The 25415-nt window shown below is 72.9% G+C and carries 25 protein-coding genes and 1 riboswitch; of the genes, 10 read left to right on the forward strand and 15 right to left on the reverse strand.

What is annotated here, in order from left to right; all coding sequences use genetic code 11:
- Window positions 1-15: 15 nt before the first annotated feature.
- A riboswitch (cobalamin riboswitch) is annotated at window positions 16-137 on the reverse strand.
- 192 nt (window positions 138-329) lie between these two features.
- Complete coding sequence (locus ACVGV0_RS17980) at window positions 330-938, reverse strand: bifunctional 4-hydroxy-2-oxoglutarate aldolase/2-dehydro-3-deoxy-phosphogluconate aldolase (protein WP_459156858.1); 609 nt, start codon at window positions 936-938, stop codon at window positions 330-332.
- A 1-nt stretch (window position 939) separates the two neighbouring features.
- Window positions 940-1911: a sugar kinase gene (locus ACVGV0_RS17985; protein WP_459156859.1), complete on the reverse strand. Its 972-nt coding sequence runs from the start codon at window positions 1909-1911 to the stop codon at window positions 940-942.
- Between the two features lie 207 nt (window positions 1912-2118).
- Between ACVGV0_RS17985 and ACVGV0_RS17990 the strand changes: the two genes are divergently transcribed.
- From ACVGV0_RS17990 to ACVGV0_RS18000, 3 genes are all read left to right on the forward strand, one after another.
- A complete protein-coding gene (locus ACVGV0_RS17990; protein ID WP_459156860.1) occupies window positions 2119-2664 on the forward strand; it encodes a YbhB/YbcL family Raf kinase inhibitor-like protein in 546 nt (181 codons plus the stop codon).
- Window positions 2665-2932: 268 nt separating this feature from the next.
- Window positions 2933-4060, forward strand: coding sequence for a VanZ family protein (locus ACVGV0_RS17995; protein ID WP_459156861.1), 1128 nt, complete (start codon window positions 2933-2935; stop codon window positions 4058-4060).
- Between the two features lie 14 nt (window positions 4061-4074).
- Entirely contained in the window at window positions 4075-5487 is a 1413-nt protein-coding gene (locus ACVGV0_RS18000; RefSeq protein WP_459156862.1) for a mycothione reductase, read from the forward strand.
- Between the two features lie 55 nt (window positions 5488-5542).
- Here ACVGV0_RS18000 and ACVGV0_RS18005 read toward each other — a convergent pair whose 3' ends face one another.
- The 8 genes from ACVGV0_RS18005 to dxr form a co-directional block, all read right to left on the reverse strand.
- Window positions 5543-7018 (reverse strand): cobyric acid synthase, encoded by a 1476-nt coding sequence (locus ACVGV0_RS18005; RefSeq protein ID WP_459156863.1) that lies wholly within the window; start codon window positions 7016-7018, stop codon window positions 5543-5545.
- A gap of 180 nt (window positions 7019-7198) precedes the next feature.
- Window positions 7199-8056 (reverse strand): type I methionyl aminopeptidase, encoded by an 858-nt coding sequence (gene map / locus ACVGV0_RS18010; RefSeq protein ID WP_459156864.1) that lies wholly within the window; start codon window positions 8054-8056, stop codon window positions 7199-7201.
- Window positions 8057-8152: 96 nt separating this feature from the next.
- Entirely contained in the window at window positions 8153-8569 is a 417-nt protein-coding gene (locus ACVGV0_RS18015; RefSeq protein ID WP_459156865.1) for a type II toxin-antitoxin system VapC family toxin, read from the reverse strand.
- A 156-nt stretch (window positions 8570-8725) separates the two neighbouring features.
- Window positions 8726-10567: a penicillin-binding transpeptidase domain-containing protein gene (locus tag ACVGV0_RS18020; protein WP_459156866.1), complete on the reverse strand. Its 1842-nt coding sequence runs from the start codon at window positions 10565-10567 to the stop codon at window positions 8726-8728.
- A gap of 120 nt (window positions 10568-10687) precedes the next feature.
- Entirely contained in the window at window positions 10688-11527 is an 840-nt protein-coding gene (locus ACVGV0_RS18025) for a GNAT family N-acetyltransferase (RefSeq protein WP_459156867.1), read from the reverse strand.
- A 133-nt stretch (window positions 11528-11660) separates the two neighbouring features.
- Window positions 11661-12812 carry a flavodoxin-dependent (E)-4-hydroxy-3-methylbut-2-enyl-diphosphate synthase gene (gene ispG / locus ACVGV0_RS18030; RefSeq protein ID WP_459156868.1) on the reverse strand — a complete coding sequence of 384 codons (1152 nt, stop codon included), beginning with the start codon at window positions 12810-12812 and terminating at the stop codon, window positions 11661-11663.
- A 352-nt stretch (window positions 12813-13164) separates the two neighbouring features.
- Window positions 13165-14436 (reverse strand): M50 family metallopeptidase, encoded by a 1272-nt coding sequence (locus tag ACVGV0_RS18035; protein ID WP_459156869.1) that lies wholly within the window; start codon window positions 14434-14436, stop codon window positions 13165-13167.
- A gap of 12 nt (window positions 14437-14448) precedes the next feature.
- Window positions 14449-15675 (reverse strand): 1-deoxy-D-xylulose-5-phosphate reductoisomerase, encoded by a 1227-nt coding sequence (dxr, locus tag ACVGV0_RS18040; protein WP_459156870.1) that lies wholly within the window; start codon window positions 15673-15675, stop codon window positions 14449-14451.
- Window positions 15676-15925: 250 nt separating this feature from the next.
- On the opposite strand from dxr, the gene ACVGV0_RS18045 reads away from it, so the two are divergent.
- Window positions 15926-16210: a DUF2631 domain-containing protein gene (locus ACVGV0_RS18045; protein ID WP_459156871.1), complete on the forward strand. Its 285-nt coding sequence runs from the start codon at window positions 15926-15928 to the stop codon at window positions 16208-16210.
- A gap of 190 nt (window positions 16211-16400) precedes the next feature.
- Here ACVGV0_RS18045 and ACVGV0_RS18050 read toward each other — a convergent pair whose 3' ends face one another.
- Entirely contained in the window at window positions 16401-17015 is a 615-nt protein-coding gene (locus ACVGV0_RS18050; protein WP_459156872.1) for a hypothetical protein, read from the reverse strand.
- Window positions 17016-17286: 271 nt separating this feature from the next.
- Between ACVGV0_RS18050 and ACVGV0_RS18055 the strand changes: the two genes are divergently transcribed.
- The gene (locus tag ACVGV0_RS18055) at window positions 17287-18090 is read left to right on the forward strand and encodes an SDR family NAD(P)-dependent oxidoreductase (RefSeq protein ID WP_459156873.1); all 804 of its coding nucleotides are present in this window, start codon (window positions 17287-17289) and stop codon (window positions 18088-18090) included.
- A 43-nt stretch (window positions 18091-18133) separates the two neighbouring features.
- On the opposite strand, the gene ACVGV0_RS18060 is transcribed toward ACVGV0_RS18055, so the two are convergent.
- Window positions 18134-18562, reverse strand: coding sequence for a hypothetical protein (locus ACVGV0_RS18060; RefSeq protein ID WP_459156874.1), 429 nt, complete (start codon window positions 18560-18562; stop codon window positions 18134-18136).
- 190 nt (window positions 18563-18752) lie between these two features.
- Entirely contained in the window at window positions 18753-19868 is a 1116-nt protein-coding gene (rlmN, locus tag ACVGV0_RS18065) for a 23S rRNA (adenine(2503)-C(2))-methyltransferase RlmN (protein ID WP_459156875.1), read from the reverse strand.
- 72 nt (window positions 19869-19940) lie between these two features.
- Between rlmN and ACVGV0_RS18070 the strand changes: the two genes are divergently transcribed.
- The 4 genes from ACVGV0_RS18070 to ACVGV0_RS18085 are packed head-to-tail and all read left to right on the forward strand — an operon-like array spanning window position 19941 to window position 23176.
- Window positions 19941-20864 carry a metal ABC transporter substrate-binding protein gene (locus ACVGV0_RS18070; RefSeq protein WP_459156876.1) on the forward strand — a complete coding sequence of 308 codons (924 nt, stop codon included), beginning with the start codon at window positions 19941-19943 and terminating at the stop codon, window positions 20862-20864.
- Window positions 20861-21598 (forward strand): metal ABC transporter ATP-binding protein, encoded by a 738-nt coding sequence (locus ACVGV0_RS18075; protein ID WP_459156877.1) that lies wholly within the window; start codon window positions 20861-20863, stop codon window positions 21596-21598. Before ACVGV0_RS18070 ends, ACVGV0_RS18075 begins: the two co-directional genes overlap by 4 nt.
- Window positions 21599-21642: 44 nt before the next feature.
- Window positions 21643-22488, forward strand: coding sequence for a metal ABC transporter permease (locus ACVGV0_RS18080; protein WP_459160051.1), 846 nt, complete (start codon window positions 21643-21645; stop codon window positions 22486-22488).
- 4 nt (window positions 22489-22492) lie between these two features.
- Window positions 22493-23176, forward strand: a complete 684-nt coding sequence (locus ACVGV0_RS18085; protein WP_459156878.1) for a metal-dependent transcriptional regulator — start codon at window positions 22493-22495, stop codon at window positions 23174-23176.
- Window positions 23177-23208: 32 nt separating this feature from the next.
- On the opposite strand, the gene ACVGV0_RS18090 is transcribed toward ACVGV0_RS18085, so the two are convergent.
- Window positions 23209-23628 (reverse strand): hypothetical protein, encoded by a 420-nt coding sequence (locus ACVGV0_RS18090; RefSeq protein ID WP_459156879.1) that lies wholly within the window; start codon window positions 23626-23628, stop codon window positions 23209-23211.
- 248 nt (window positions 23629-23876) lie between these two features.
- Here ACVGV0_RS18090 and ACVGV0_RS18095 point away from each other — a divergent pair, with 248 nt between their 5' ends.
- A complete protein-coding gene (locus ACVGV0_RS18095) occupies window positions 23877-24650 on the forward strand; it encodes a VOC family protein (RefSeq protein WP_459156880.1) in 774 nt (257 codons plus the stop codon).
- Between the two features lie 37 nt (window positions 24651-24687).
- Here ACVGV0_RS18095 and ACVGV0_RS18100 read toward each other — a convergent pair whose 3' ends face one another.
- Window positions 24688-25401 carry a class I SAM-dependent methyltransferase gene (locus tag ACVGV0_RS18100; protein WP_459156881.1) on the reverse strand — a complete coding sequence of 238 codons (714 nt, stop codon included), beginning with the start codon at window positions 25399-25401 and terminating at the stop codon, window positions 24688-24690.
- Window positions 25402-25415: the final 14 nt, after the last annotated feature.

Below are 25415 nucleotides of genomic sequence, written 5' to 3' on the forward strand. Positions count from 1 at the left end.
GTTTGCGGCGCTCGGAGTCTCCTGGCTCCCGGATCACCGCACCTCCCCCGCCTTCCCGCCCGTTCCGGGCCGTGGCATCTCAGGGGCAGCTCCCCGGTCACAGTGGCGCGACCGCCCCGGACTCGCACCGGGTTCCTCCGATTTCGCCGCAGGCTTGCCGGCCCATCCTAACGGGCGCGGCACGCGGCGCCATGAGCTGCTTCACCCGTCTCCCCCGCAACGGCGCCGGGCAGCGCCGCGCAGCGGGAGCGCGCGCGATCGTCGCAGGTGACCAGCGGTCGGCAGCGCCGCGCGGCGCGCGGGTGTGCTGGGCCACACCGGAGGGCGGCTCAGCCCGGCGCGCCCGCGCCACCGACGAGGTCGGCCAGCCTGGCCAGCTGCGCGGAGTCCTCCAGCGCCGAACCCACGGCGACCACCGAGGCCCCGGCCGCGAGGTACTCCTCCGCGTTGCCCGCGTGCACGCCGCCGGTGGCGACCAGGCGCATGCTCGGGAACGGTCCGCGCATCGCGCGGAACCACCCGGCGGAGAGCTCGGCGGCGGGGAAGGCCTTCACCCAGGTCACCCCCAGCCGTTGGGCCCACTGCATCTCGCTCGGGGTGGCCACGCCGGGCAGGTGCGGCACTCGCAGCTCCTCGCTGGTGCGCAGCACTTCGGAATCCAGGCCGGGAGCGACGGTGAACGCCGCGCCGGCGGCGTGCGCCGCGTGCAGCTGGTCGAGGCCGACCACTGTGCCGGCGCCGACGGGGCGTCCGCGCCGCCTGCCCGCTTCGACGGCGGCCCGCAGGGACGGCTCGGCCTCCCCCGTTTCGATCGGCACTTCCACCGCGCGGATCCCCAGGTCCCACGCCCGCTCGGCGAGGCTGACCGTGCGCTGCGGATCCATCCCGCGCAGGATCGCCATGACCGGGACGGTGAACAGCTCGTCGAAGGTGTGCATCTCAGCCCTCCCCGAACCGGAGCGCGCGCCAGCTCTGATCGGAGCGGTCCAACCAGCCGGCGAGCGCGGATTCCTCCGGCGGCGCGGTCTGGTCGGTGGTGCTGAGCAGGCTGTGCGCGGCGAGCAGGTGGCCGAACCGCAGGCGCCGCTGCGGGTCGAAGCCGCGGAGGACGCCCGCGAGGTACCCCGCGGCGAAGGCGTCCCCCGCCCCCACGGGTTCCACGACGTCGACGTGCGGCGCGGGAACGGACACGGGCTCGGCGCCCAGCTCCCAGGCCGCGTTCGCCGCGTCCTTGACGACGACGGTGCCGGGGCGCGGCAGCATCGCCCGCACCTCCTCCGCGGTGCGCGCGCCCCACAGCGCGGCTGCTTCGTCGAGGCCGACGAACACGATGTCGGCGAGGTCGGCGAGCTCCCGCAACCGGGGCGCCGCCTGCTCGGCCGGCCACATCGCGGGGCGGTGGTTCACGTCGAACGACAGCAGGTGCCGGCGTGGACGCGCGAGCAGGTGCTGCACCATCCGGTCGCAGGCCGCCGACAGGGCGGGGGTGATGCCGCTGACGTGCAGGACCTCGACGGCGTCGAGCACTCCGTCGCCGAGGAAGCCCTCGTCCATCGTGGAGGCCGCGGACCCGGAGCGGTAGTAGTGCACGCGCGTGCCGTCCGGTCCGGGGTTCTTGAAGTAGACCCCGGTGGGCGCGGCGGATTCGGTCGCGACGAGGTCGGTGGCCACGCCCGCGGCGGAGATGTCGGCGACGAGGCGCCGCCCGAGCGGGTCGTCGCCCACTTTGCTCGCCCATCCGACCCGGTGTCCCAGCCCGGCCAGGTGCATCGCCACATTGGACTCCGCACCCCCTGCGGAGAGGGTGAACCGCGCGGCGTTCTCGAGGGCGACCGGCTGCTCCGGCGCGATCAGCGACATCGTCTCGCCCACGCACAGCGCCTCGAACGCCCCGGGCAGTTCGGCGGTCATGCGGCACTCCCCTCTCTGCTCACGTCCGGCGCGGCCCGCGGCGGTGCGGCCGGACGCGCCGACCGGGAACACGCTACCCACCCGGCGTGCGCGATCCACAGCGACCGTGCACATGGTGCAAACGATCCACACGGCGCGGAGGTGGAGCCGACCTCTACGCTGGGGCGGGGCGATCACGACTCACCGTCCGCAGGCAAAGGAGCACTCATGAGCCTTCAGCGCCCGGTTGACCCGGACCCGTACTCGCTGCTGCCCGAGGTGCCGCAGTTCACCCTCGCTTCGACCGACGTGACCGACGGGCAGCCCATGGACCAGACCCACGCCTACGACGGCATGGGCATGGGCGGCCGGAACCTCTCGCCCCAGCTGAGCTGGAGCGGTTTCGGGGAATCCGCGAAGAGCTTCGTGGTGACCTGCTTCGACCCGGACGCGCCGATCCCGGGCGGGTTCTGGCACTGGGCCATGGTGGACATCCCCGCCTCGGTGGCCGAGCTGCCCGCGGACGCCGGCAACCGCAACGGCCAGGGCGTCCCGGCGGGGGCCTTCCACGTGGCCAACGACTTCGGCGAGCGCGCCTTCGGCGGCGCCGCCCCGCCGGAAGGCGACCGGCCGCACCGGTACTACTTCGCGGTCATCGCCGCGGACACCGAGAAGCTGGGCGTGGACGACACCGCCAGCCCGGCCGTCGTGAACTTCATGCTCGCGTTCCACACGGTGGGCCGCGCGGTCATCGCCCCGACCTACCAGATCTGAGCCGAGCTCTTCCGCGGTTCTCGCGACCCGCTCTTCCCGCCCCGGTGCACCCCCGCGGAGCACCGGGGCGCACTCGTGCCCGGGGCGCAGGCGCCCACTTATCTGGAACTCCTCCAGAGAGCACAATTTTCATGAAAATTGTGAGTTGTCCCCACGCGGATGGGGGATGGGCCTCCGCTGACGCGCACGAAGATCACCCGTCCGGGGTGCATTTGCAACGCCGGCTGAGCCCTCCTTCCCCGTGCCACGCACGGGGAAGGAGGCAGCAATGATCGCGATCGCACCGGCGGGCTCCGCCGCCGTGCTCACCGCAGTGCTCGTGACCTGCCTCTTCGCCCCGTACGTGGCAGCCGAGCACCGGCGGCACGGCCGACTGCGCCCCGGTCCGAGCCTGATGCGCGCGGCGGTGCTGCTCTACGCCACGGCGGTGGCCTGCTACGTGCTACCACCCGAACCCGACGCGCCCTGCCGCCGTCCGCGCTGGATCCCGCTCGGCCGGCTGAGCCCGTCGGTCACCGACCCGGTGCTGTTGCAGTTCCTCTGCAACATCGCCCTGTTCACACCGTTCGGCGCGTTCCTCGCGCTCGCCGGCCACCGCCTGCCGCGCACGGCGGCGTGGGCCGCGGCCTGCTCGCTGCTGGTGGAGACGACCCAGCTCACCGGCATGTGGGGGTGGGCACCCTGCGCCCACCGCGTGTTCGACGTCGACGACCTCCTGGCGAACACCCTCGGTGCGGCGCTCGGGGCACGGCTGGTCGGCGCGCTGCCGCGAAGGGAGCGATCCGGAGGGCCGACCGCGGACCGAGCCGCTCCCCGCCCGGCCACACCTGCGCGGCGGCTGCTCGCGCGCTGTTGCGACCTCCTCGCGCTGTGGTGGTCGGGCAGTGCCCTGCTCGCAGCGCTCGCCCTGCTGCGCGACACCGGCGCGTTCCCGCCCGCCGGGTCCCGGCTCGCGGAGGCCACCGCCCTGTGGTTCGCCCCCGCGGCGCTGCTGCTGGTGCACACCGCCTGCACCGGTGGCACCCCCGGGCACGGGGCGGTCCTGCTGCGGCTGCGCGGACCGGCACCGCTCGCCCGTGCGGTGGTGCACTGGGCGACGGGGGCCGGGGTGCTGGCGGTCACCCAGGGCGTCGCCGGGCTCGTCGCGCCGGCGTGGCACGCACCGGTGCTGGCGACCGGGCACGTGCTGCACGCCTGCGGCCTGTCGTTGCGCCTGCGCACACCCCCGCGGCGCGATCACGGCCGGGAGGGATCGGCCGGCGGGGCGGCACTGCCCGACCCGGCGGCGGGGACGCCGCGGGCACGACCGAGAATCGAGCCACGACGCGGAATGCCCGCGCAGCACGCGCTGTTGTCCGTAGTCGACGCACGAGCACCCCAACGCGGCGAGCGGTAAGGCAGGCTGGAGCAGTGCCACACTTCGACCTCATCATCCTCGGCTCCGGATCCGGCAACACGATCGTGGACGAACGGTTCGCGGACTGGAACGTCGCCATCGTGGAGAAGGGCATCGGTCCGGAGGACTCCTACGGCGGAACGTGCCTGAACGTGGGGTGCATCCCCAGCAAGATGTTCGTGCACGCCGCCGACGTCGCTGCGACTCCGCGGCACTCGGGCGCACTCGGCGTCGATCTCGCCGACCCGCACGTGCGCTGGCAGGACATCCGCGACCGCATCTTCGGCCGGATCGACGCGATCGCGGAGGGCGGGCGCCGCTACCGCGCCGAGGAGAACGCCAACGTCACCCTCTACCAGGGCTACAGCCGGTTCACCGGGAAGAAGGAGCTGACCGTCTACGGCCTCGAGGGGCCGGAAACGCTCACCGCCGATCACATCGTGCTCGCCGCGGGGAGCCGGCCGAGCATTCCGGAGATCACCGGCATCGACGAGGTCTGGTACCACACCAGCGACACGGTCATGCGGTTGGAGACCCTGCCCGAGCGGATGATCATCCTGGGCACGGGATTCATCAGCGCCGAGCTGGCGCACGTGTTCCACTCCCTCGGCGTCGCGGTCACCGTGGTCGGCCGCTCCGGCCGGATGCTGCGCGCCGAGGAGGAGTCGGTCTCCGAGCGGTTCACCGAGATCGCTTCCCGGCAGTGGGACCTGCGGCTGAACCGCTCCGTCCGCAGCGTCGAGCAGGACGACGAGTGCATCCGCATGTACCTCGACAGCCCCGAGGCCGGATGGGAGGCGGTCGAAGCCGACCAGCTGCTCATCGCCACCGGGCGCATCCCGAACACGGACATGATCGACGCAGCGACCGGAGGGGTCGAACTGCACCCGGACGGCCTGGTGAAGGTCGACAGCACCCAGGCCACCCCGCAGGACGGCGTGTGGGCTCTCGGCGACATCAGCTCGGAGCACGAGCTCAAGCACGTCGCCAACCACGAAGCCCGCGTCGTGCAGCACAACCTGCTGCACCCGAACTCCCCGCAGCAGGCGGACCACCGCTGGGTGCCGCACGCCGTGTTCAGCTCGCCGCAGATCGCCTCGGTCGGGCTGACCGAGCAGGCCGCTCGCGAGCAGGGCGTCGACTACGTCACCTCGCAGCAGGACTACGCGGGCATCGCCTACGGCTGGGCGATGGAGAACACCACCGGCTTCTGCAAGCTGCTGGCCGATCCGAACACGGGTGCGCTGCTCGGGGCGCACATCATCGGCCCGCAGGCGCCGACCCTGGTGCAGCCGCTGATCCAGGCGATGGTGTTCGGCCAGCACGCGCGCGAGCTCGCGCGCGGCCAGTACTGGATCCACCCGGCCATGCCGGAACTGCTGGAGAACGCGCTGCTGAACCTGCCGCTGAACGAGCAGGCCCGCTGATGCCCGGGGGTGTTCGCGGCCACCGCGAGCACCCCGCGGCCCGCACCCGACCGCGCTACTCGCCGAGCAACCGCCGCACCGCGTCCGTGTCCAGGTGCTGCTCGACGAGGTCGCCGAGGAGGTCGAGCTGCTGCTCGCGCACCGCGGCGAAGGAGACGTCGGCGGCCGGTCGGAACCCGTCGCGTCCCGCGCGCTCCGCGGCGGTGCCGAGGAACCGCCGGCGGAACCCGTCGTTCTCGAACAGCCCGTGCCAGTGTGTTCCGCACACGGCGCCGGACACGCCGCCCTCGGCCGTGCCGTCGGAGTGCTCGAGCAGTGGGAGCAGATCGCCGCGGCGGGCCTGGCCGTGGTGGATCTCGTAGCCGCTGACCGGTTCGCCCCAGGCCGTCCCGTGCGGACGTGCCAGCGTCTTCTCCGGGGAGAACGCGATGTCCGCGTCGAGCAGCCCGAGCCCGTCGACCTCGCCGGCGCGGGATTCGACGGAGTCGACGATGCGCCGGCTGAGCATCTGGAATCCGCCGCAGATTCCCACGAGCGGCTTGCCGGCGCGCGCGTGCCGCGTGATCGCCTCGGCCAGCCCGGTCCGGCGCAACCACGCCAAGTCATCCACAGTGGATTTCGACCCGGGAAGCAGGACGACGTCGGCATCCGCGATGCGCGAGGGTTCGGTCACGAACCGGGCGGAAACACCCGGTTCCGCGGCCAGGGCCTCCGCATCGGTCGCGTTGGAGATGCGCGGCAGGCGCACCACCGCCACCCGCAGCCACTCCTCCCCCACCGGTGACCGGGGCCTGCCGATCACCCCGTCGGCCACGTAGGACAACGAGTCCTCCGCGTCCAACCACAGGTCCTCGGCCCAGGGCAGCACGCCCATCGTGGGGCGTTCGGTCAACTGCCGCAGCTGCTCCAGCCCGGGGTCGAGCAGCCGCCGGTCACCGCGGAACTTGTTGACCACGAACCCGCGCAGCAGCGCCTGGTCGGCCGGGTCCAGCAGCGCGAGCGTGCCGTACAGCTGCGCGAACACCCCGCCCCGGTCGATGTCGCCGACGACGAGCACCGGCAGCTGCGCCGCGCGCGCCAACCCCATGTTGGCGATGTCGTGCTCGCGCAGGTTGATCTCCGCGGGCGATCCCGCGCCCTCGCAGATCACGTGGTCGTGCTCGGCGCGCAGCTCGGTCAGGGTGCGCACCACGACGTCCAGCAGCGCGGACTTGCGCTCGCGGTAGGACAGCGCCGTGACCTCCCCGGCCACGCGACCGAGCACCACGACCTGGGAGCTGCGGTCGCTGCCGGGCTTGAGCAGCACCGGGTTGAACCGCACCGACGGTTCGACTCCGCACGCGGCGGACTGCAACGCCTGCGCGCGCCCGATCTCCCCGCCGTCGAGGGTGACGGCGGAGTTGTTCGACATGTTCTGGGCCTTGAACGGTGCGACCCGCGCGCCGTCGCGGGTCAACCAGCGGCACAGTCCCGCGGTGAGCACGCTCTTCCCGGCGTCGGAGGTCGTCCCGGCTACCAACAGTGCGGACACGGGCCTTTCCTACCGCAGACGATCGCCCGCGAGCGGGGCGCGCGCGGGAAATGTGCCCCGTCCCACCGGCAGCGCCCCGCCACCCGCGAACACCGTCTGGAGCCGTTCCGGGCAGCGCGGTCCTCTCGTGCCCCGACCTGCCGCCGCACCCCGGGGACCGGTCAGGCGGAGCGGGGCGGGTCACGACTCGGTGAGGATCTCGTTCCCGTCCTCGGTGATGAGGATCGTGTGCTCGAACTGGGCGGTCCAGCTCTTGTCCTTGGTCGTGACGGTCCAGCCGTCGTCCCAGATGTCGTAGTCGATGCCGCCGAGGGTGATCATCGGCTCGATGGTGAACGTCATCCCGGGCTCGATGACGGTCTGCACCGACGGCTCGTCGTAGTGCAGCACGACGAGCCCGCTGTGGAACGAGCGCCCGATCCCGTGCCCGGTGAAGTCGCGGACGACGCCGTAACCGAACCGCTTGGCGTAGGACTCGATGACGCGGCCGATCACGTTGAGCTGGCGCCCCGGCTTGGCCGCGCGGATCCCGCGCATCGTCGCCTCGTGGGTCCGCTCGACGAGCGACCGCACGTCCTCGGAGGCCTCACCGGCGATGAAGGTGGCGTTGGTGTCGCCGTGCACGCCCCCGACGTAGCCGGTGACGTCGACGTTGACGATGTCGCCGTCCCGGATCTCCGTCGAATCCGGGATCCCGTGGCAGATGACCTCGTTCAACGAGGTGCAGCACGACTTCGGGAACCCGCGGTACCCGAGCGTGGAGGGGTACACGCCGTGATCGCAGAAGAACTCGTGCACCACGGAGTCGACGTGGTCCGTCGTCACCCCGGGGCGGACCGCCTTGCCCGCTTCCACCCGGGCCTGCGCGGCGAGCTTGCCCGCGACGCGCATCGCCTCGATGACCTCGGGCGGTTGCACGTCCGGATCCGTGTTCCGGGCCGGAGCGGGCTTGTCCACGTACTCGGGACGCGCGATGTGCGCGGGCACCGGCCGACGCGGCGTCTGCACACCTGGCTCTAGGGGGGATCGAACGGGCATGCCCTCACTCTAGAACGTCGTGTCGCGGTGACGTCGCGCCCCAGGGGCCCGCGCGGCGCTGCTATGGCGAAGCGCACACGCCGCGGCGGCGGCATGTCACCCGAGCGGGGTGGTCGGCTGTTCCAGCCCGGGGGAAGCCGTGGGCAGGCCGACCCGCGCGGCCTCCTCCAGCAGCGCGGCGTCGTAGCTGACGTAGGCGAGCAGCTCGACGTCGAACGCGCGCGCCGTCGCCAGGTGCACGGCGCCCGTGGTGCTCACCCCCACCGGCAGGTCCGCGGCCGCGGCGAGCACGTCCGGTGAAACGGCCAGCGACTCGATCTTGTCCAGCACGATCGCGGCCAGGTCTTCCGCCGCGGGCCCGGTTTCGCGGAACCCGCGCAGCACGTCCACCCGCGACAGGGCGCTGGTGGCCCGGGAGTGCTCCCAGCGCGCCCGGATCCACTCGCTCAGCGCCGCGCTCTCGGTCTCCGGCGCGATCAGCTTCACCAGCGCGGAGGAATCCAGATAGATCATCACCGCTGCCCACTCCTCCCGGTCCGCGTGAGTGCCGAGGGAACACCTCTCGCGACGGCGGTGCCGGACCGCCCCCTCCGGCACCGCCGTCGCGCTGCTTCAAGCGCCGGAACGTAGCACGGTGATCGCGGGTGGTGACAGATCAGCGGCGCGGGATCATCCGATCGCGCCGAGGAAGTCGCCGGCCGCGCTCACGGCGGGCTTGGAGGAACCCGCGTCGGTGAGCAGCACGGCGAACGCGAGGTCCCCCCGGTAACCGGTGAACCACCCGTGGGCGTGCGACCCGTCCCCGTACTGCGCCGTACCGGTCTTGCCGTGGACCTCGCCGGAGCCGGACAGCCCGCTCGCCGTGCCGGAGGTGACGACCTCGCGCATCATGCCGCGCACCTGGTCGAGCACCTGGGGCGGCGGTGGTTCGCCGGCGGGCTTCGTCGTCTCCGTGGGCGCGTCGCGCACCAACTTCGGCGTCGGCATCTCACCACCGGCGATCGTGGAGGTCGCCAGCGCCATGCCGAACGGGCTGGCCAGCACCGTGCCCTGCCCGATGCCGTTCTCCGCGCGCCCGACCACCTCCTCGGAGGCCTCGACCGAACCGGTGATCGTCGTGGCACCCGGGATCCGGAAGTCCGCGCCCACCCCGAGCTTGCGCGCGGTCTTCGGCAGGGCGTCCGCCGGTTGATCGGCCGCCAGCTGCGCGAACGTGGTGTTGCAGGACTGCGCGAACGCCGTGTGCAGCGGCACGCGACCGAGGTCGAACTCGTCCTCGTTCGGCAGCACGCGCCCGTTGAACGTCTTCCGCGGCGGGCACGCCACGGGCGTGTCGGGGGTGAGGCGGCCGCCCTGCGCGGACAGCGCCGCGGTGGCGGTCACCATCTTGAACGTCGAACCCGGTGGGTACTGGCCGGTCAGCGCCACCGGACCGGACGCGTCGGCCGCGTCGTTCTGCGCGATCGTGACGATCTCGCCGTCGGACGGGCGCATGGCCACGAGCATCGCCGACTTGCCGTGCTGGTCGAGCACGCCCTCGGCCGCGCGCTGCGTCGCCGCGTCGAGCGTCGTGCGCACCGGCTGCACCGGCCGCGGCCGCACCTCGTGCAGCGTCGCGGCCCGCGCACCGGAGTTCCGCTGCTGCGCGACCACCCGCCAGCCGGCGTTGGCCTTCACCTGCTCGTCGACGCGCTCGGTGATCCCGGACAGCGTCTGCGTTCCCATGCTGCGGTCGACCGTGACGAGCTGGGTGCGGGACGGGAACCGCACCCCGGGCAGGTCGTGGATGCTGTCGCGCACCTGCCGGTAGTCCGCGTCGCGCAGCGAGACAACGGTGTAGGGCTGCCCCTCCGGGGTCTGGCGGACGCCCTCGGTGATGGACTGCTGCGTGACCCCCGGGGCGACCCCGCCCAGCGCCCCGGCGAGCTCACCGGCCACGGCGGGGACGTCCCCCGCGGCTCGCGGGTCCAGCTGCACGGTGACGACCCGCTGCGGCGTCATCAGCTCGTCCCCGGAGCGGTCGTACACCGGGGCCGGATCCGGGCGCTCCTCGTGGAACGCCAGCGACTGCCCCTGCGCCAACCGCGGGTGCAGCGCCTTCGGTGACCAGCGCACCTTCCAGCCCTGCTCCTCGTCGGGGACGAGGAGCGCCGAGGCGTCGTAGCGCCACACCTCGCCCTGCCCGAAGTCCCAGCGCAGTCCGTAGTGCGCGACGGTCTGCCCGCGGTCGTTCTCGGTCACCTCGCGCAGCTGCGCCCGCACCGACTCGGCGTCGAGCCCCTGCCTGCTCTGCGCGATCGCCGTGCGAGCCGCGTCCGGGTCGGTGGTCCGGTTCGCCGCGTCAGCCGGCTTGCCCGTGGTCATCGCGGTGAGGAAGGCGCGCGCGGCGTCCTCCTCCGAGGGGCCGCCGAGCGGGCCGCAGCCGGCGAGGGGGATCGCTAACAGCAGCGCCGCGCCGACTCCGAGGGAGCGTGCCGCGGTCCGCCAGAGCCGAGTTCCGGTCGAACGCATCCTGCGAGTGTAGGGCGCGGGGTCCGCGGTGCACGAAATCCCGACACGCGCCCGGATGGCGGCTACGTCCGATCTCGGGCCCGGCGGCCGCGCCGAGCGCGATCGCCACCGTGCGGCCCGTCAGCTCAGCAGCACGGTGCTGAACGTTCCGGCGCGGTGGTAGCCGACCTTGTCGTAGGCCTGGCGCGCGGCGACGTTGAAGTCGTTGACGTACAGGCTCGCCGTGCGCCCGAAATCCCGCACGAGGCGTTCGGTCACCGCGGCCATCCCGCGGGTGCCGAAACCGCGACCCCGGTAGTCCGGGTGCACCCACACGCCCTGGATCTGGCCGACACCGCGGGACATCGCCCCGATCTCCGCCTTGAACACGACGTGCCCGTCCTCGAAGCGCGCGAACGCGCGCCCGGCGCGGATGAGCTCGTCGATGCGGGCCCGGTAGGCCGCCGCGCCGGCTTCCCGGTTCGGGTCGACACCGACCTCCTCGGTGAACATGGCTACGGCGGCGGGCAGGTACCGGTCGAGCTCCTCCGGCCGCACCTGCCGCACCAGCGGATCGCCCGGAACCGGCGGCACGTCGGAGCAGACCATCAGCGGCTGGTCGTCGCGCACCTCGCGAGCAGGACCCCAGTAGGGGGCGAGGCGCTCCCACAGCGGCAGCACCTGCTCGACGGGACCGACGAGCGAGGAGCACAGGCGGCGGCGACGCAGCGCGCGGTCGGCGAACGCGTCCCAGGCGCGGGCGCTGCCGCGCAGCGGGACGAGATTGGCCCCGGAGAAGCACAGGCCCTCCAGAGCCTCCCCGTAGCCCCACATCTCGCCGCCGAGCCGCACCGGGTGGAGACCGACGTGCTCCACCCGGGAAGCCACCATGCAGGCGGTCAGGGGCATGGACGACAGGACGGCTTCCACCTCGACCGCGTCGCGGTCGTCGAGGAGCCTGGCGCCGGCGAGCTTGAGCACGCGCCAAGGGTGCCAGACACCGCCCGCGCTCGGCTTCCCCGACTCCGGCGACGTGATCTCCGCCCGGTGCGCGGCCGCCGGACGCGCTCGCGGCGGCGCACCGGTCCGCGGGAGCCCGCCGCGGAGGAGCTGGTCAGCCGCCCACGGTGACGTCGGGCTCCGCGCCCTCCTGCGGCTCCATGTCCTCGGCGATGCGGTTGGCCTCATCGATCAGCGTCTCGACGATCTTGTCCTCCGGCACGGTCTTGATGACCTCGCCCTTGACGAAGATCTGCCCCTTGCCGTTGCCCGAGGCGACGCCGAGATCGGCTTCCTTGGCCTCACCGGGCCCGTTGACGACGCAGCCCATGACGGCCACGCGCAGCGGCACCTCCATGCCTTCCAGGCCCGCGGTGACCTCGTCGGCGAGCTTGTAGACGTCGACCTGGGCGCGGCCGCAGGACGGGCAGGAGACGATCTCCAGCTTGCGCGGGCGGAGGTTGAGCGACTCGAGGATCTGCTGGCCGACCTTGACCTCTTCCACCGGGGGGGCCGACAGGGACACGCGGATGGTGTCGCCGATGCCTTCCCGCAGCAGGGTGCCGAAGGCGACGGAGGACTTGATCGTGCCCTGGAACGCCGGACCGGCCTCGGTCACGCCGAGGTGCAGGGGGTAGTCGCACTGCTCGGCGAGCAGCTCGTAGGCGCGGATCATCACCACGGGGTCGTGGTGCTTGACCGAGATCTTGATGTCGTGGAAGTCGTGCTCGGCGAACAGGCCCGCCTCCCACAGCGCCGACTCGGCCAGCGCCTCCGGGGTGGCCTTGCCGTGCTTGGCCAGCAGCCGCGGGTCGAGGGAGCCGGCGTTGACGCCGATGCGGATCGGCGTGCCGTGGTCCTTGGCCGCCTGCGCGATCTCCTTGACCTGGTCGTCGAACTTGCGGATGTTGCCCGGGTTCACCCGCACACCGGCGCAGCCGCCCTCGATGGCCTTGAAGACGTACTTCGGCTGGAAGTGGATGTCGGCGATCACCGGGATCTTCGACTTCTGGGCGATAATCGGCAGCGCCTCCGCGTCGTCGGCGCTGGGGCAGGCCACGCGCACGATGTCGCAGCCGCTCGCGGTGAGCTCCGCGATCTGCTGCAGCGTGCCGTTGATGTCCGTGGTGTTCGTCGTGGTCATGCTCTGCACGGAGACCGGGTACTCACTGCCCACTCCCACAGGGCCGACGTGCAGCTGTCGCGTCTTGCGCCGCTCCGCCAGCGTCGGCGCGGGGTTCGCGGGCATGCCGAGATCGACCGTCATCGATTCCTCTCCGCCTCGTAGGTTGGCCGCCGCACTCCACGATACCCATCGCAGCTCATCCGGCCGGACGGCAGCGACTCCCCGACCGGTGACGGAGCGTGATGCACTGCTCGTTCGGAGCGAGGCCGCCTTACCCGCGTGAACGACGTGCGTCCGCACGCCCGTCGCTCGCCGGACACACCGGGGACACCCGCGCGTCGCCGCGCCGCCGCCGAACTCCCACGGCAGCGCCACGCACGCGCGCCCCATGACATATCCCACACGAAGAGGTGATCCGCACGCCGGAGGGGCGCTGCTCCCGGTGCGGGCGGACCGGATCCGGCAACGGGCGGTGCCGGTCCGGAGCACGGGGTCAGAACAGGCGGACGGGGTTGACGAGGTCGGCCACCGCCAGCAGCAGCGAGTACCCGATGAGCACCACGGTGAACGCGTAGGCGATCGGCATGAGCTTGGCGGTGTCGAACGGACCGGGGTCGGGGCGCCGCAGCAGCTGGTTGAACCGGCGCCGGACCGCCTCCCACAGCGCGCCGAACACGTGCCCGCCGTCCAGCGGCAGCAGCGGCAGCATGTTGAACACGAACAGCGAGAGGTTCACCCCGGCGAGCAGGTTGAACAGCAGCACCACGCGCGCCTGGCGGTCGAACTGGTCCGAGGAGAGCACTTCCCCGCCGAGGCGGCTGGCACCGACGATGCCGACCGGCGAGTCCTTTTCGCGCTCCCCGCCGCCGATGGCCTGCACCAGGTCCGGCACGCGCTGCGGCAGCTGGACCACCTTCTCGGCGGTCAACGACACGTACTGGCCGATCGCACCGGCCACCTCGCCGAAGTCCTGCCGGACGTAGTGCTGGGTGGGGCTCACGCCGAGGAAGCCGACGCGCACCGTTTCGTCCCGGTCGTCGAGGCTCGGCTGCTCGGACTGCATCAGGTTCGCCCGCAGCGGCACGCGCTGGCCGTCGCGCTCGACGACGACGGTGGCGCTGCCGCGCGAGTCGCGGATCTCCTGCTGCAGGTGCTGCCAGGACACGGCGGGTTGGCCGTTGAACGCGACGATGCGGTCACCCGCCCGCATGCCGGCCGCGGCGGCGGGCGAGGGCGGCGCGCCCTCCGGGCAGCGACTCGTGTCCTGCACGTCGGCGGAGACGACGCACTCGCTGACCTCCTGCACCGTGGTGGTGGGCTGGGGGATGCCGTAACCCATGAGCAGCGCGGCGAAGATCACCACCGCGAGGATGAGGTTCATCGCCGGCCCGGCCAGCATGACGATGATCCGCTTCCACGGTTTGCGCTGGTAGAACTGCCGGTGCGAGTCCTCGGGGGCGACCTCCTCGGCCGACATCTGCCGGGCGTCCTCGATCATCACCCGCCACGGCGCCGAGGAGGCGGTGCGGCCGTGCTCCTCGTCCTTCTTCGGCGGGAACATGCCGATCATCCGGATGTAACCGCCGAACGGGACGGCCTTGATCCCGTACTCGGTCTCGCCGATCCTGCGCGACCACAGGGTGCGGCCGAAGCCGACCATGTACTGGGTGACCTTGACGCCGAACATCTTCGCCGTGGCCAGGTGCCCCAGCTCGTGCCACGCGATGGAGAACAGCAGGCCGAGGAAGAAAATCACGATGCCCACGACGACCAGCATCTAGTTTGCCCTCCCGAGCAGTTCGTGGGCGCGCTGCCGCGCCCACCGTTCGGCCGCGAAAACCTCGTCGACGTCCGCAGGCGCCTTCCGCCACTGGTCGGCATCGGCGAGTACTCCGCTGACAGTGTGCACGATGCCGAGGAACCCGAGACCTCCGTCGACGAACGCGGCCAGCGCCTCCTCGTTCGCCGCGTTGTACACGGCCGGGAGGCAACCGCCGGTGCTGCCGGCGTGCCGCGCGAGCTCCACGGCGGGGAACGCCGCGTGGTCCAGCGGCTCGAAGGTCCACGACATCGCTTCGGTGAAGTCCAGCTGCGGAGCCGCCTGCGGCACGCGGTCGGGCCAGCCCAGCGCCAGCGCGATCGGCAGCCGCATGTCCGGTGGACTGGCCTGCGCCAACGTGGACCCGTCGGCGAACGTCACCATCGAGTGCACGATCGACTGCGGATGCACCACGACGTCGATCCGCTCATAGGGTACGCCGAACAGCAGTTGGGCCTCGATGAGTTCCAGCCCCTTGTTCACCAGCGTCGCCGAGTTGATGGTGACGACGTCGCCCATCGCCCAGGTCGGGTGCGCCAGCGCCTGCTCGACGGTGACCTGCTCCAGCTCCGCTCGGCCGCGGCCGCGGAACGGACCGCCGGAGGCGGTGAGCACGAGCCGGTCGACCTCGGCGCCGCGACCCCCGCGCAGGCACTGCGCGAGCGCGGAGTGCTCGGAGTCGACGGGGATGATCTGGTCCGGTGCGGCGCGGTCGAGCACGAGCGGGCCGCCCGCGATGAGCGACTCCTTGTTGGCCAGCGCCAGCGTCGCCCCGGTGTCGAGGGCGGCCAGCGTCGGCGCCAGCCCCCGCGAACCGTCCATGCCGTTGAGCACGAGGTCGACCGGGGCGGACTCGACGAGCTCGGTCGCCGCGTCCGGTCCGGCCAGGATTCGGGGCAGCCGCACGTTGCCCTCGTCGTAACCGTGCCGCTGCGCTTCCGCGTACAGCGCGAGCTGCACGTCCTCGACGGCGGTGCCGCGCGCCACGGCCACCGCCCCGACCTGGAACTCCCAGGCCTGCGCGGCGAGCGCAGCCGGGTCGCCGCCGCCCGCGGCGATGCCGGCGACCCGGAACCGGCCGGGGTTGCGGCGCACCACGTCGAGGGCCTGGGTACCGATCGAACCGGTCGAACCGAGCACGAGCACGCTGCGCGCCTCGCCGGAGGGGAGATCATCGGGCTGCATCGGCACCATTGTCCCGCGGCCCCTCCCCGCGGTGGCGCGCGGTCGGCCCGGTGGCGCGGCCCACTGCCCTGGGCGTGCCGCCGCGGGGCGGCGGTGTGCGAAGATGAGCCCGCGCGAAGATGATCCGCTGAGCTGCCGGCAGCGCCTGCGGTGCCCGAGAGCGTCCTCCAGCAGGGTTTTCGAGCAGTGGCTCAGCCGGCGGGGCACGCGGGCACCGGTCCGCACGGCCGGACGTGGCAAGGAGGGGAACGTGGCGAACACCGAGCTGGAGAAGAAGCCCAGCGAGGCCATCGACCCGGCCGAGGAACCGTCGGTCGAGTGGGGTTGGCACGGGGGCTTCCCGAAGGGCACTCAGATCGCCGGCTGGTTCTGCACGGCCGCCGTCCTGCTCATGCTCATCGGCAACCATCAAGGCGTGCTCATGACCGGTCAGATGAAGGTCGCGGAGTACTTCCTGATCATCATCGCCGCGTTCATGGTGCTCGGACTGCTGGTGGACCTGCGCCGCAAGAAGAGGTCCTGGCGCAGCCGGTGACCACCGCGGGCGGCGCCCCGCCCGCCACCTCCCGGCACCTCGTCCCCGGCGGGGCGCCGTTTCGCGCCGCGCTCCCCCGCGTCACGTGTGCGCAGCCCCGGTGGTGTTCCGGCACGCCACCGGCACCTGCGCAGAACGACTCACCACAGTCCTGCCAGCAGCCCGCAGTCCTGCCAGCAGCGCAGTCCCGCTAGCGGCGGAAGCGGCGGTGCAGCAGGCCGCCCGCGGCGACGGCCGCGCTCCCGGCGAGGACCACGGCACCGAGCAGCGGTCCCCACCCCCAGTGCTGCGCACCCGCGTCCCAGACCTGGCGCACGGCGGTGTCCGGATCGGCGAGCAGCACGCCCACGAGCGCCGCGGCCAGCAGCACGGTGGCGCCGGCCAGCACCCCGCGGGCGCGGCCGAACCGCACCCCGCGGCGCAGCACCACCCGCGCGACCTTGAGCAGCCGCCCCACTTTGAGCACCTGCACGGCGGTCACCACGCGGACGAGCCGGAGCACCTGCGCGGGTCCGACGGCGAACACGACGGCGGGGATGCTCACGAGCGTGACGGCGAGGATCCACCAGTGCTCCCGCAGCCAGCGCAGCCGGTCGGGACTGGCCAGGAACAGCAGGGCCGACTCGCCGGTGAGCACGAGCATGGACAGCCAGTTGACGACGGTGCCGGTGATCCCCGCGGGGCCGTCCAGCGCGCTGAGGAACACGCCGGGCACGGACATCGCCGCCGCGATGAGCACGGGGACGTGCAACACCTCTTCGAGCCGCTCCGCGCGCTGCTGCGCGGCGTCGACGGGCGCGTCCACGCGGACGATTCTACGGACGCCACCCGTCGTGAAAGACAAAACGGGCAGCGCGCGCTCCGCGTGGTTCCCGCGATCACATCCCCCGCACGAGGGAATAGCCGGTGCCGCGCGCGCCGTTCGGACCAAGCGGAGTGGTGCTGTCCGGCCCCCGGAGGGATGCCGGTCCCCCGAGGGATGCCGGTCCCCCGAGGGATGCCGGTCCCCCGAGGGATGCCCGGCACCAGCCGGATCACCGGACAGCACGAGGACGTCGCACGAGAGGAACACGGCAGTGACGGACACCGCCATGAACACCGACCTCACCGGGCGGACGGCGCTGGTCACCGGATCCACGGCCGGCATCGGCCACAGCATCGCCGCCGCGTTCGCCCGGGCGGGCGCCGAGGTGGTGGTCAACGGGCGCCAGGCGGACCGCACCGAGGACGCGGCCGCGGAACTGCGCCGGGAAACCGGCCTGGACGCCTTCCGCGCCGTGGCCGCCGACGTGGCCACCGCGGAAGGGGCCGCTGCGTTGACCGAGACCGTCGAGGACGTGGACGTGCTGGTCAACAACGCGGGGATCTTCGAACCGCAGCCCGTCTTCGAGATCAGCGACGAGGAGTGGCAGCGGTTCTTCGAGACCAACGTGCTCTCCGGCGTGCGCCTGGCCCGCCACTACGCCCCGCGCATGGTGCGGCGGGGCTGGGGCCGCGTGCTGTTCATCAGCAGCGAGTCGGGGCTGCTCATCCCGACCGAGATGGTCCACTACGGCACGACGAAGTCCGCGCAGATCGCCGCCGCGCGCGGCATGGCCCAGGAGGTCGCGGGAACCGGGGTGACGGTCAACAGCGTGCTGCCGGGCCCGACGCTGACCCCCGGCGTCCGCGAGTTCATCACCACCCGCATCCCGGACGTGCCGTTCGAGGAGGCCGAGAAGCGGTTCGTCGCCGAGGAGCGCCCGACCTCGCTGCTGCAGCGGCTCATCCGCCCCGAGGAGGTCGCGAACCTCGCGCTCTACGCGGCCTCGGAGGCCGGGGCGGCCACCAGCGGTGCGGCGCTGCGCGTCGACGGCGGCGTCGCGCCCTCGCTCGGCTGAGACCGCCTGCGCCGGGGCCGCCGAGCGGCCCCGGCGGGAGCGGTCAGCGGGGCAGCACCTCGGCCAGGCCGTCCATCGCCCGCGCGATCGCGGCCAGGTCCTCGTTGCAGGTCTGCTCGTCCTCCGGGCTCGGCGGTAGGCACTGGTCGTCGTAGAGCGTCTGCACCGCACCGCCCAGATCGCGCGCGGCGGAGCGGACCTCCGGGCTCGCGACGGGGGAGTCGGCCGCCGAATCGGCGATGTTGCGCACCTCGACGAGATAGCGCTCGCAGTTCGTGGGGCCGTGCTGCACGGGCCGCTCGTAGCACGGGTCGTGCTGCACCAGCTCGACCTTGTGCGCCACGTCCGCCAGCGAGATCTCCTGCGCGGGCTGCTGCTGCGTGGCGGTCGGCCCGGCCTCGTTCGCGCACGCGCCGAGCAGCAGCGCGGCGCCGGCGAACACGGCCGCGGCGCCGGTGCGGTTCCTTCGCACGAGGCCCGTCATAGTGCGGGCCCCGCCATCGCGGCGTCTCCCGTCATCGCGGCGTCCCCGTCATCGCGGCGTCCCCGTCATAGCGCAACCCCGTCATCGCGGCGTGTCCTCCCTCGTGCTCGATCGCGCCGGCCGAAGCGCCACCCGCAACCCGCCGGCGGCGGAACCGCTCGCCCGTTCCCGGCGGCCGTCACTCCTCGTCGGCGGCGAGCTGCCCGCAGGCCGCCGAGATGTCCTGCCCGCGCGTGTCGCGCACGGTGCACGGAACGCCGGCGTCCTGGACGCGGCGGACGAACTCCCGCTCCACGTGCTTCGGGCTCGCGTCCCACTCGCTGCCCGGGGTCGGGTTCAGCGGGATGAGGTTGACGTGCGCGAACCGGCCGAGGTGCTCGTGCAGCAGCCGGCCGAGCAGGTCGGCGCGCCAGGGCTGGTCGTTCTTGTCCCGGATGAGGGCGTACTCGATGGACACCCGGCGGCCGGTGTGCTCGGCGTAGGCCCGCGCGGTCTCCAGCACCTCGGCGACCTTCCAGCGGTTGTTCACCGGCACGAGGGTGTCGCGCAGCTCGTCGTCCGGGGTGTGCAGCGACACCGCCAGGGTGACCTGCAGGTCCTCCTCGATCATCCGCCGCATCGCCGGCACGACGCCGACGGTGGAGACCGTCACCGAGCGCTGCGACAGCCCGAGGCCGCCCGGCTCCGGATCGCAGATCCGGCGCACCGCTGCGAGCACGCGCTTCGGGTTGGCCAGCGGCTCGCCCATGCCCATGAACACGACGTTGGACAGGCGCCCCGGCCCGCCCGGCACATCGCCGTCGCGCATCATCGCCGCGGCCTGGCGCACCTGGTCGACGATCTCCGCGGTGGAGAGGTTGCGCTGCAGACCGCCCTGGCCGGTGGCGCAGAACGGGCAGGCCATGGCGCACCCGGCCTGGCTGGAGATGCAGACGGTGGCGCGGTCCGGGTAGCGCATGAGCACGCTCTCCAGCAGCGTGCCGTCGTGCGCGCGCCACAGCGTCTTGCGGGTGGCGCCCTCGTCGGTGTCGACGTGCCGCGTCGGGGTGAGCAGGGTCGGCAGCAACCGCTCCCCGAGCACCTCCCGGCTGCTCGCGGGCAGATCGGTCATCTGCGCGACGTCCCCGGTCAGGCGCGCGAAGTAGTGCCGGGCCAGCTGCCGCGCCCGGAAGGGCTTCTCGCCGAGCTCGGCGACGGCCTCCTCGCGCTGCTCGGCCGAGAGGTCGGCCAGGTGGCGCGGAGGCATGCCGCGCCGGGGAGCTTCGAAGGCGAGCGGAAGGGTAGTCGCAGTCATAGCGCCACCAGTGTCCCATACGCACCACCCGGGGGTGGCACGCCTTCCCCCGCACAGGTACTGTTTTTCGCCGTGGCGAAACTTGCGTCATCGGCATGGCGAAACATTGCTCTCGGCGCGACGGTCCTGCTCGTCGCGGGCGCCTGCGCGCTTCCCGCGGACACCGGGAACGACCAGCGCAAACAGGTGGTCACCACGTTCACGGTGATCGCCGACATGGCGCGCGCCGTCGCCGGCGGGCACATCGCCGTGCACTCGCTGCTCGAACCCGGCGCCGAGGTGCACGACTACGAGCCGACCCCGAGCGACATGCTCACCGCGGCCAAGGCCGACCTGGTTCTCGACAACGGTCTCGGGCTCGAACGCTGGTTCCAGCGGTTCGTGCAGCGCAGCGAGGCCCGCCACGTGACGCTGACCGGCGCCGTCGACCCGGTGCCGCTGCACGGCGGCGCACCCGGCGCGGTCAACCCGCACGCCTGGATGTCACCCCGGCAGGGCAAGACCTACGTGGCCGCCATCCGCGACGCGCTCACCCGGCTCGACCCGGCCCACGCGGCGGACTTCCGCGCGAACGCGCAGCGCTACACCGCCCGCCTCGACACCGTCGACCGGTACCTGCGCGCGCAGCTGGCCCGCATCCCCGAACGGCACCGCTGGCTCGTCACCTGCGAAGGCGCCTTCTCCTACCTCGCCCGCGACGCCGGGCTGCGGGAGGCCTCCCTGTGGCCGGTCAACTCCGAGTCCGGCGCCACGCCGCAGCGCATCACCGCCACCACGCGGCTGGTGCGCGAGCACGACATCCCGACCGTGTTCTGCGAATCGACCGTGAGCGACCGCGCGCAGCGGCAGGTGGCCCGCGAGACCGGCGCCCGGCTGGGCCCGAAGCTGCACGTGGACTCGCTGTCCGCGCCCGGCGGGCCCGTGCCCACCTACCTCGAACTGCTCCGCCACGACGCGCGCGCCATCGTCACCGGGCTCCGGCAGGAGGCGCGATGACCGCCGTCGACACCCGCGGACTGACCGTGCGCTACGGCGAGACCCTGGCGCTCGACGACGTGTCCCTGCGCGTCGGCGACGGCCGCGTGTGCGGGCTGCTCGGCACGAACGGCTCCGGCAAGTCCACCCTGTTCAAAGCCCTGCTCGGCCTCGTCCCCGCCGAGCGCGGCCAGGTCCGGCTGCTCGACCGGCCGCAGCGGCGGGCCCGCGCGAACGCGTCGATCGCCTACGTGCCCCAGTCCGAAGCGGTGGACTGGCGCTTCCCCGTCACCGTGCGGGACGTGGTGCTCATGGGCCGGTACGCGCACATGGGCCCGCTGCGCCGCCCGCGCCGCGCGGACCGGGCCGCGGCGCACGACGCGCTGGAGCGCGTCGGACTGGCCGAGCTGGCCGCGCGGCCGATCGGCCAGCTCTCCGGGGGACAGCGCAAGCGCACCTTCGTCGCCCGCGGCATCGCCCAGGGGGCGCAGCTGCTGCTGCTCGACGAACCCTTCGCCGGGGTCGACCGCTCCTCGCAGGCCACGATCACCGAGTTGCTGCACGCCCTGCGCGGGGAGGGCCGCACGGTCCTCGTGTCCACGCACGACATCGCCGGCGTCGGCGAGCTCTGCGACGAGGCCGTGCTGCTGCACCGCGGCGTGCTCGCGCACGGCCCGGTGCAGGACGTCGTCGCGCCCGACGTCCTCGCCCGCGCCTTCGGCACCCCGCCGTCCGCACCCGTGGAGGGACCGTGACCGACCTCGCCGGTTGGCTGCTCGAACCGCTCCAGTTCGGCTTCATGCGCCGCGCGCTGCTGGTCAGCCTGCTGGCCGGACTCGTGTGCGCGGTGCTGTCCTGCTGGATCACGCTCATCGGCTGGTCGCTGCTCGGCGACGCCGTCTCGCACGCGGTGCTGCCCGGCGTGGTGCTGGCCCACCTGTTCGGCCTGCCGTTCTCGGTGGGCGCGTTCCTGTTCGGGATGCTCGCGGTCGCGCTCATCGCCGGGGTGCGCGGCACGACCCGCCTGCACGGGGACACCGCCATCGGTGTGGTGTTCACCGCGCTGTTCGCCTTCGGCGTGGTGCTGCTCTCGCGCACGCCGAGCCAGGTGGACCTGGACCACATCCTGTTCGGCAACGTCCTCGGCGTCACCGACGCCGACATCCTCCAGGTCGCGCTCATCGCCGCGGGCGTGCTCACCGCCGCCCTGGTCAAGCGGCGCGACCTCACGCTGTACGCGTTCGACCCCACCCACGCGCACGCGATCGGGCTGAACCCGCGGCGCACCGGCGCGCTGCTGCTGGCGATGCTGGCGCTGACCGTCGTGGTCGCGCTGCAAGCGGTCGGCGTCATCCTCGTCACCGCGATGCTCATCACGCCGGGCGCGACCGCGTTCCTGCTCCACCGCCGGTTCCCGGCCATGCTCGCCACCGCGGCCGGGGTGTCGGTGTCCAGCTCCGTGCTCGGCGTGTACCTGAGCTTCCACGTGGACGCCTCGACCGGCGGCATGATCGTGCTGTGCCAGGCCGCGCTGTTCACCGCGGTCTACCTCGGCGCCCCGCGGCACGGGCTCGTGCCGCGGCTGCTGCGCCGCCGGACCCGCCACGACCGTTCGGCGGTTCCCACCGCACCGCCCGTATCGTGAAGACATGAGCACTACCGCACGCCCCTCGCCGTCCGTGGAGGACTACCTCCGCACCATCCACGGGCTCGGTGAGCGCGGCGCCGCGATCACGAACACCACCGTGGCGCAACGGCTGGGGCTGAGCCCCTCGTCGATCTCCGGGATGCTCAACAAGCTCGCCCAGCTCGGGCTCGTCACCCACGTGCGGTACCGCAGCATCGAACTCACCGAGCAGGGCCGCAAGCTCGCCCACGACGTGCTCCGGCGCCACCGGCTCATCGAGACGTTCCTCGTCGAGGAGCTCGGCTACACCTGGGACGAGGTCCACGACGAGGCCGACACCCTCGAGCACGCCGTGTCGGACAACCTCGTCGAACACCTCGCGGCGAAGCTGGGCCACCCCACGCACGACCCGCACGGCGATCCGATCCCCGCCTCCGACGGCACGGTGCACACCCCGCCCACCCAGCTGCTCGACCAGGTCGAGCCCGGAACCGTGGGCACGGTGGCGCGCGTGTGGGACACCGACCCGGAACTGCTGCGATACCTGACGGACAACGGCCTGACGCTGGGCACGCGCATCGAACTCGTGGAGCGCCAACCGTTCGGCGGCCCGCTGGTGGTGCGCGTCGGGGACGACGACGCGGACGAGACGCTCTTCCTCGGCACCGAGATCGCCGCAGCGCTGCTCATCGACGTGCACCGGTGAGGTGCCACGCGTTCACCCGCCCCGCAGCCCGCTCAGGCGGCCTCGTCGTTCCGCCCGGTCTCGGCGGTCGCGGGATCGGCACCGTAGATCTGCTCGGCGAGCAGGTGCTGGTGCAGCTCGTCCGTGCGGTGCGCGCCGAGCACCGCCAGCAGCAGGTCGAACCGGTTGTTGGTGAGCACCACGGTGGCCGCGGCGAAACCGGCGAGCCCGGTCAGCACCAGGGCGGTGACGGCCCACTGCGCCACACCGTCGGCGAGCAGCAGCACACCCAGCAGCACCACCACGCTCGAGGCGAACACGACGCCGCGCGCGATCGTGACCTTGCGCAGCAGGGAGCGGAACGCGGGGTAGTGCGCGCACAGGTGGCGCACGATGCGGGCCCGCTCGCGGCGGTCGAGCTCGGCGAGCCGGTGCAGTCCCGCAGTGACCGGCTGTGCTGCGCGCTGAGCCATGCCCTCACCTCATTCACTCCCCCGAACCTGGCAGTCGATCACGAAGCTGCGCGGTGTTCAAGACCGCGGCGATGGCGGACTCGCGCGCGGAGCGCGCACGCCGGCGCCGGGCACCGGGGCGCACCGGACGCGCGGTCCCGGACCGGCGCCGCGTTTCCCGCGCCGCCGCTGCGGACACCCCCGGGGTGGTCCCGCGCCGGTCGTCGGACCGTCAGACCGGCACCCGCGAAGCCGGTACGGAGGTGCGCATGGCCCGCCCCGTCGGCGCCCCGGGATGGGTGGAACTGCCCACGCAGGAGGCCGCCGCCACCCGCGACTTCTACACCGGGCTGTTCGGCTGGAGCTGGCTCGAGCGGCCGGCGTACAACATCGCGTTCCAGCACCGCGCACCCGTCGCCGGCGTCCGGGTTCCCGCGCCCTCGGACCCGCCGGTGCCCGCGCACTGGACGCTGTTCGTGGAGTGCGGGGACACGGCCCGCACCGCCGACCGCGTGCAGGAGCTCGGCGGCCGGGTCGTCATCGGGCCCACCGGGACACCGGGCGACGAGGTCTTCGCCGTCGCCCGCGACCCGGCGGGCGCGGTGCTCGGGCTCTGGCAAGCGCCCCCGGACGGTGACCTCGGCCACGACAACGACGGCATGCTCAGCTGGGCCGAGCTGCACACCTGGGACAGCTCCCGGGTCGATTCGTTCTACACCGCGCTGTTCGGCTACCGGCAGGAACCGATCGGCGACATGAACTCCGACATCGACTACGCGGTCTGGTACCTCGACGACCTGCCCACGCTGGGCCGGTTCGTCACCACCGCCGCGGTGCCCGAGTTCAACCCGGGCCAGTGGCACCTCTACTTCCAGGTGAACCCCGCCCAGGACGCGGACGCGGCCGTTGCGCGGGTGCGCGAGCTCGGCGGTGCGGAACTGCGCCCGCCCTCCGACTCGCCCTACGGACGCATCGCGCTGGTGCGCGACGTGGTCGGCGCCCCGTTCTTCCTCATCGACACGGCCACCCGCACCGGCGAGTGACCGGCCTGTGCGCTCAGGGAGCGCGCAGACCGGCGGGTTAGCGCCGGAACCGCGCCCGGTAGCCGACCGGGATCGTCAGCCCCGGCGTCTCCCGGCACGCGCGTTGCGCCACCCGCGGGGAGAACTCGATGCCGAGGACGCTCTGCAAGCTGCGGCGGTCGGTGAAGCGCCACAGCGTGTCGACCGAGACGCTGTCGAACCCCTGCCGGGTGAAGAACCGCTCCACCGCGTCCGGGTCGTAGTCCGGCAGGTCGGCCCGCATCCACGTGCCGTACGGCGGGCACGTCGCGTCGAGGTCGACGATCGCGAGCGCACCGCCGGGGCGCAGCACCCGCTCCACCTCGGCCAGCCCCGGCTCGCAGCCCGGGCCGAAGAAGTAGGCGGTGCGCGCGTGCACCACGTCCGCGCTCGCGCTCGCCAGCGGCAGCTCGTGCGCCGCCCCTGCGCGCACGTCGACCCCGGGCACGCCGGCGACGCGGCGGCGGGCGCGCTCGACCAGCCCCGCGTGCGGCTCCACGCCGATGACGCTGCGCGCGGTCGCGGCGAACAGCGGCAGGTGGAACCCGTCGCCGCAGCCGAGGTCCACCACGTCACCGCCCACCCAGTCGACGCGGGTGCTCAGGGTCCGCCAGATCGCCCCGGTGCTGTCCTGCGCCCGGTTCTCGGCCTCGTACACCTCGGGCCAGTTCCAGATGTTCGGGCTCGGCCGGACCTGATCGTCGCGACCCGCCGGCCGCTCGCGCGTGAACACGCTCCACTCCCACC

The organism is Salinifilum ghardaiensis, assembly GCF_054491345.1.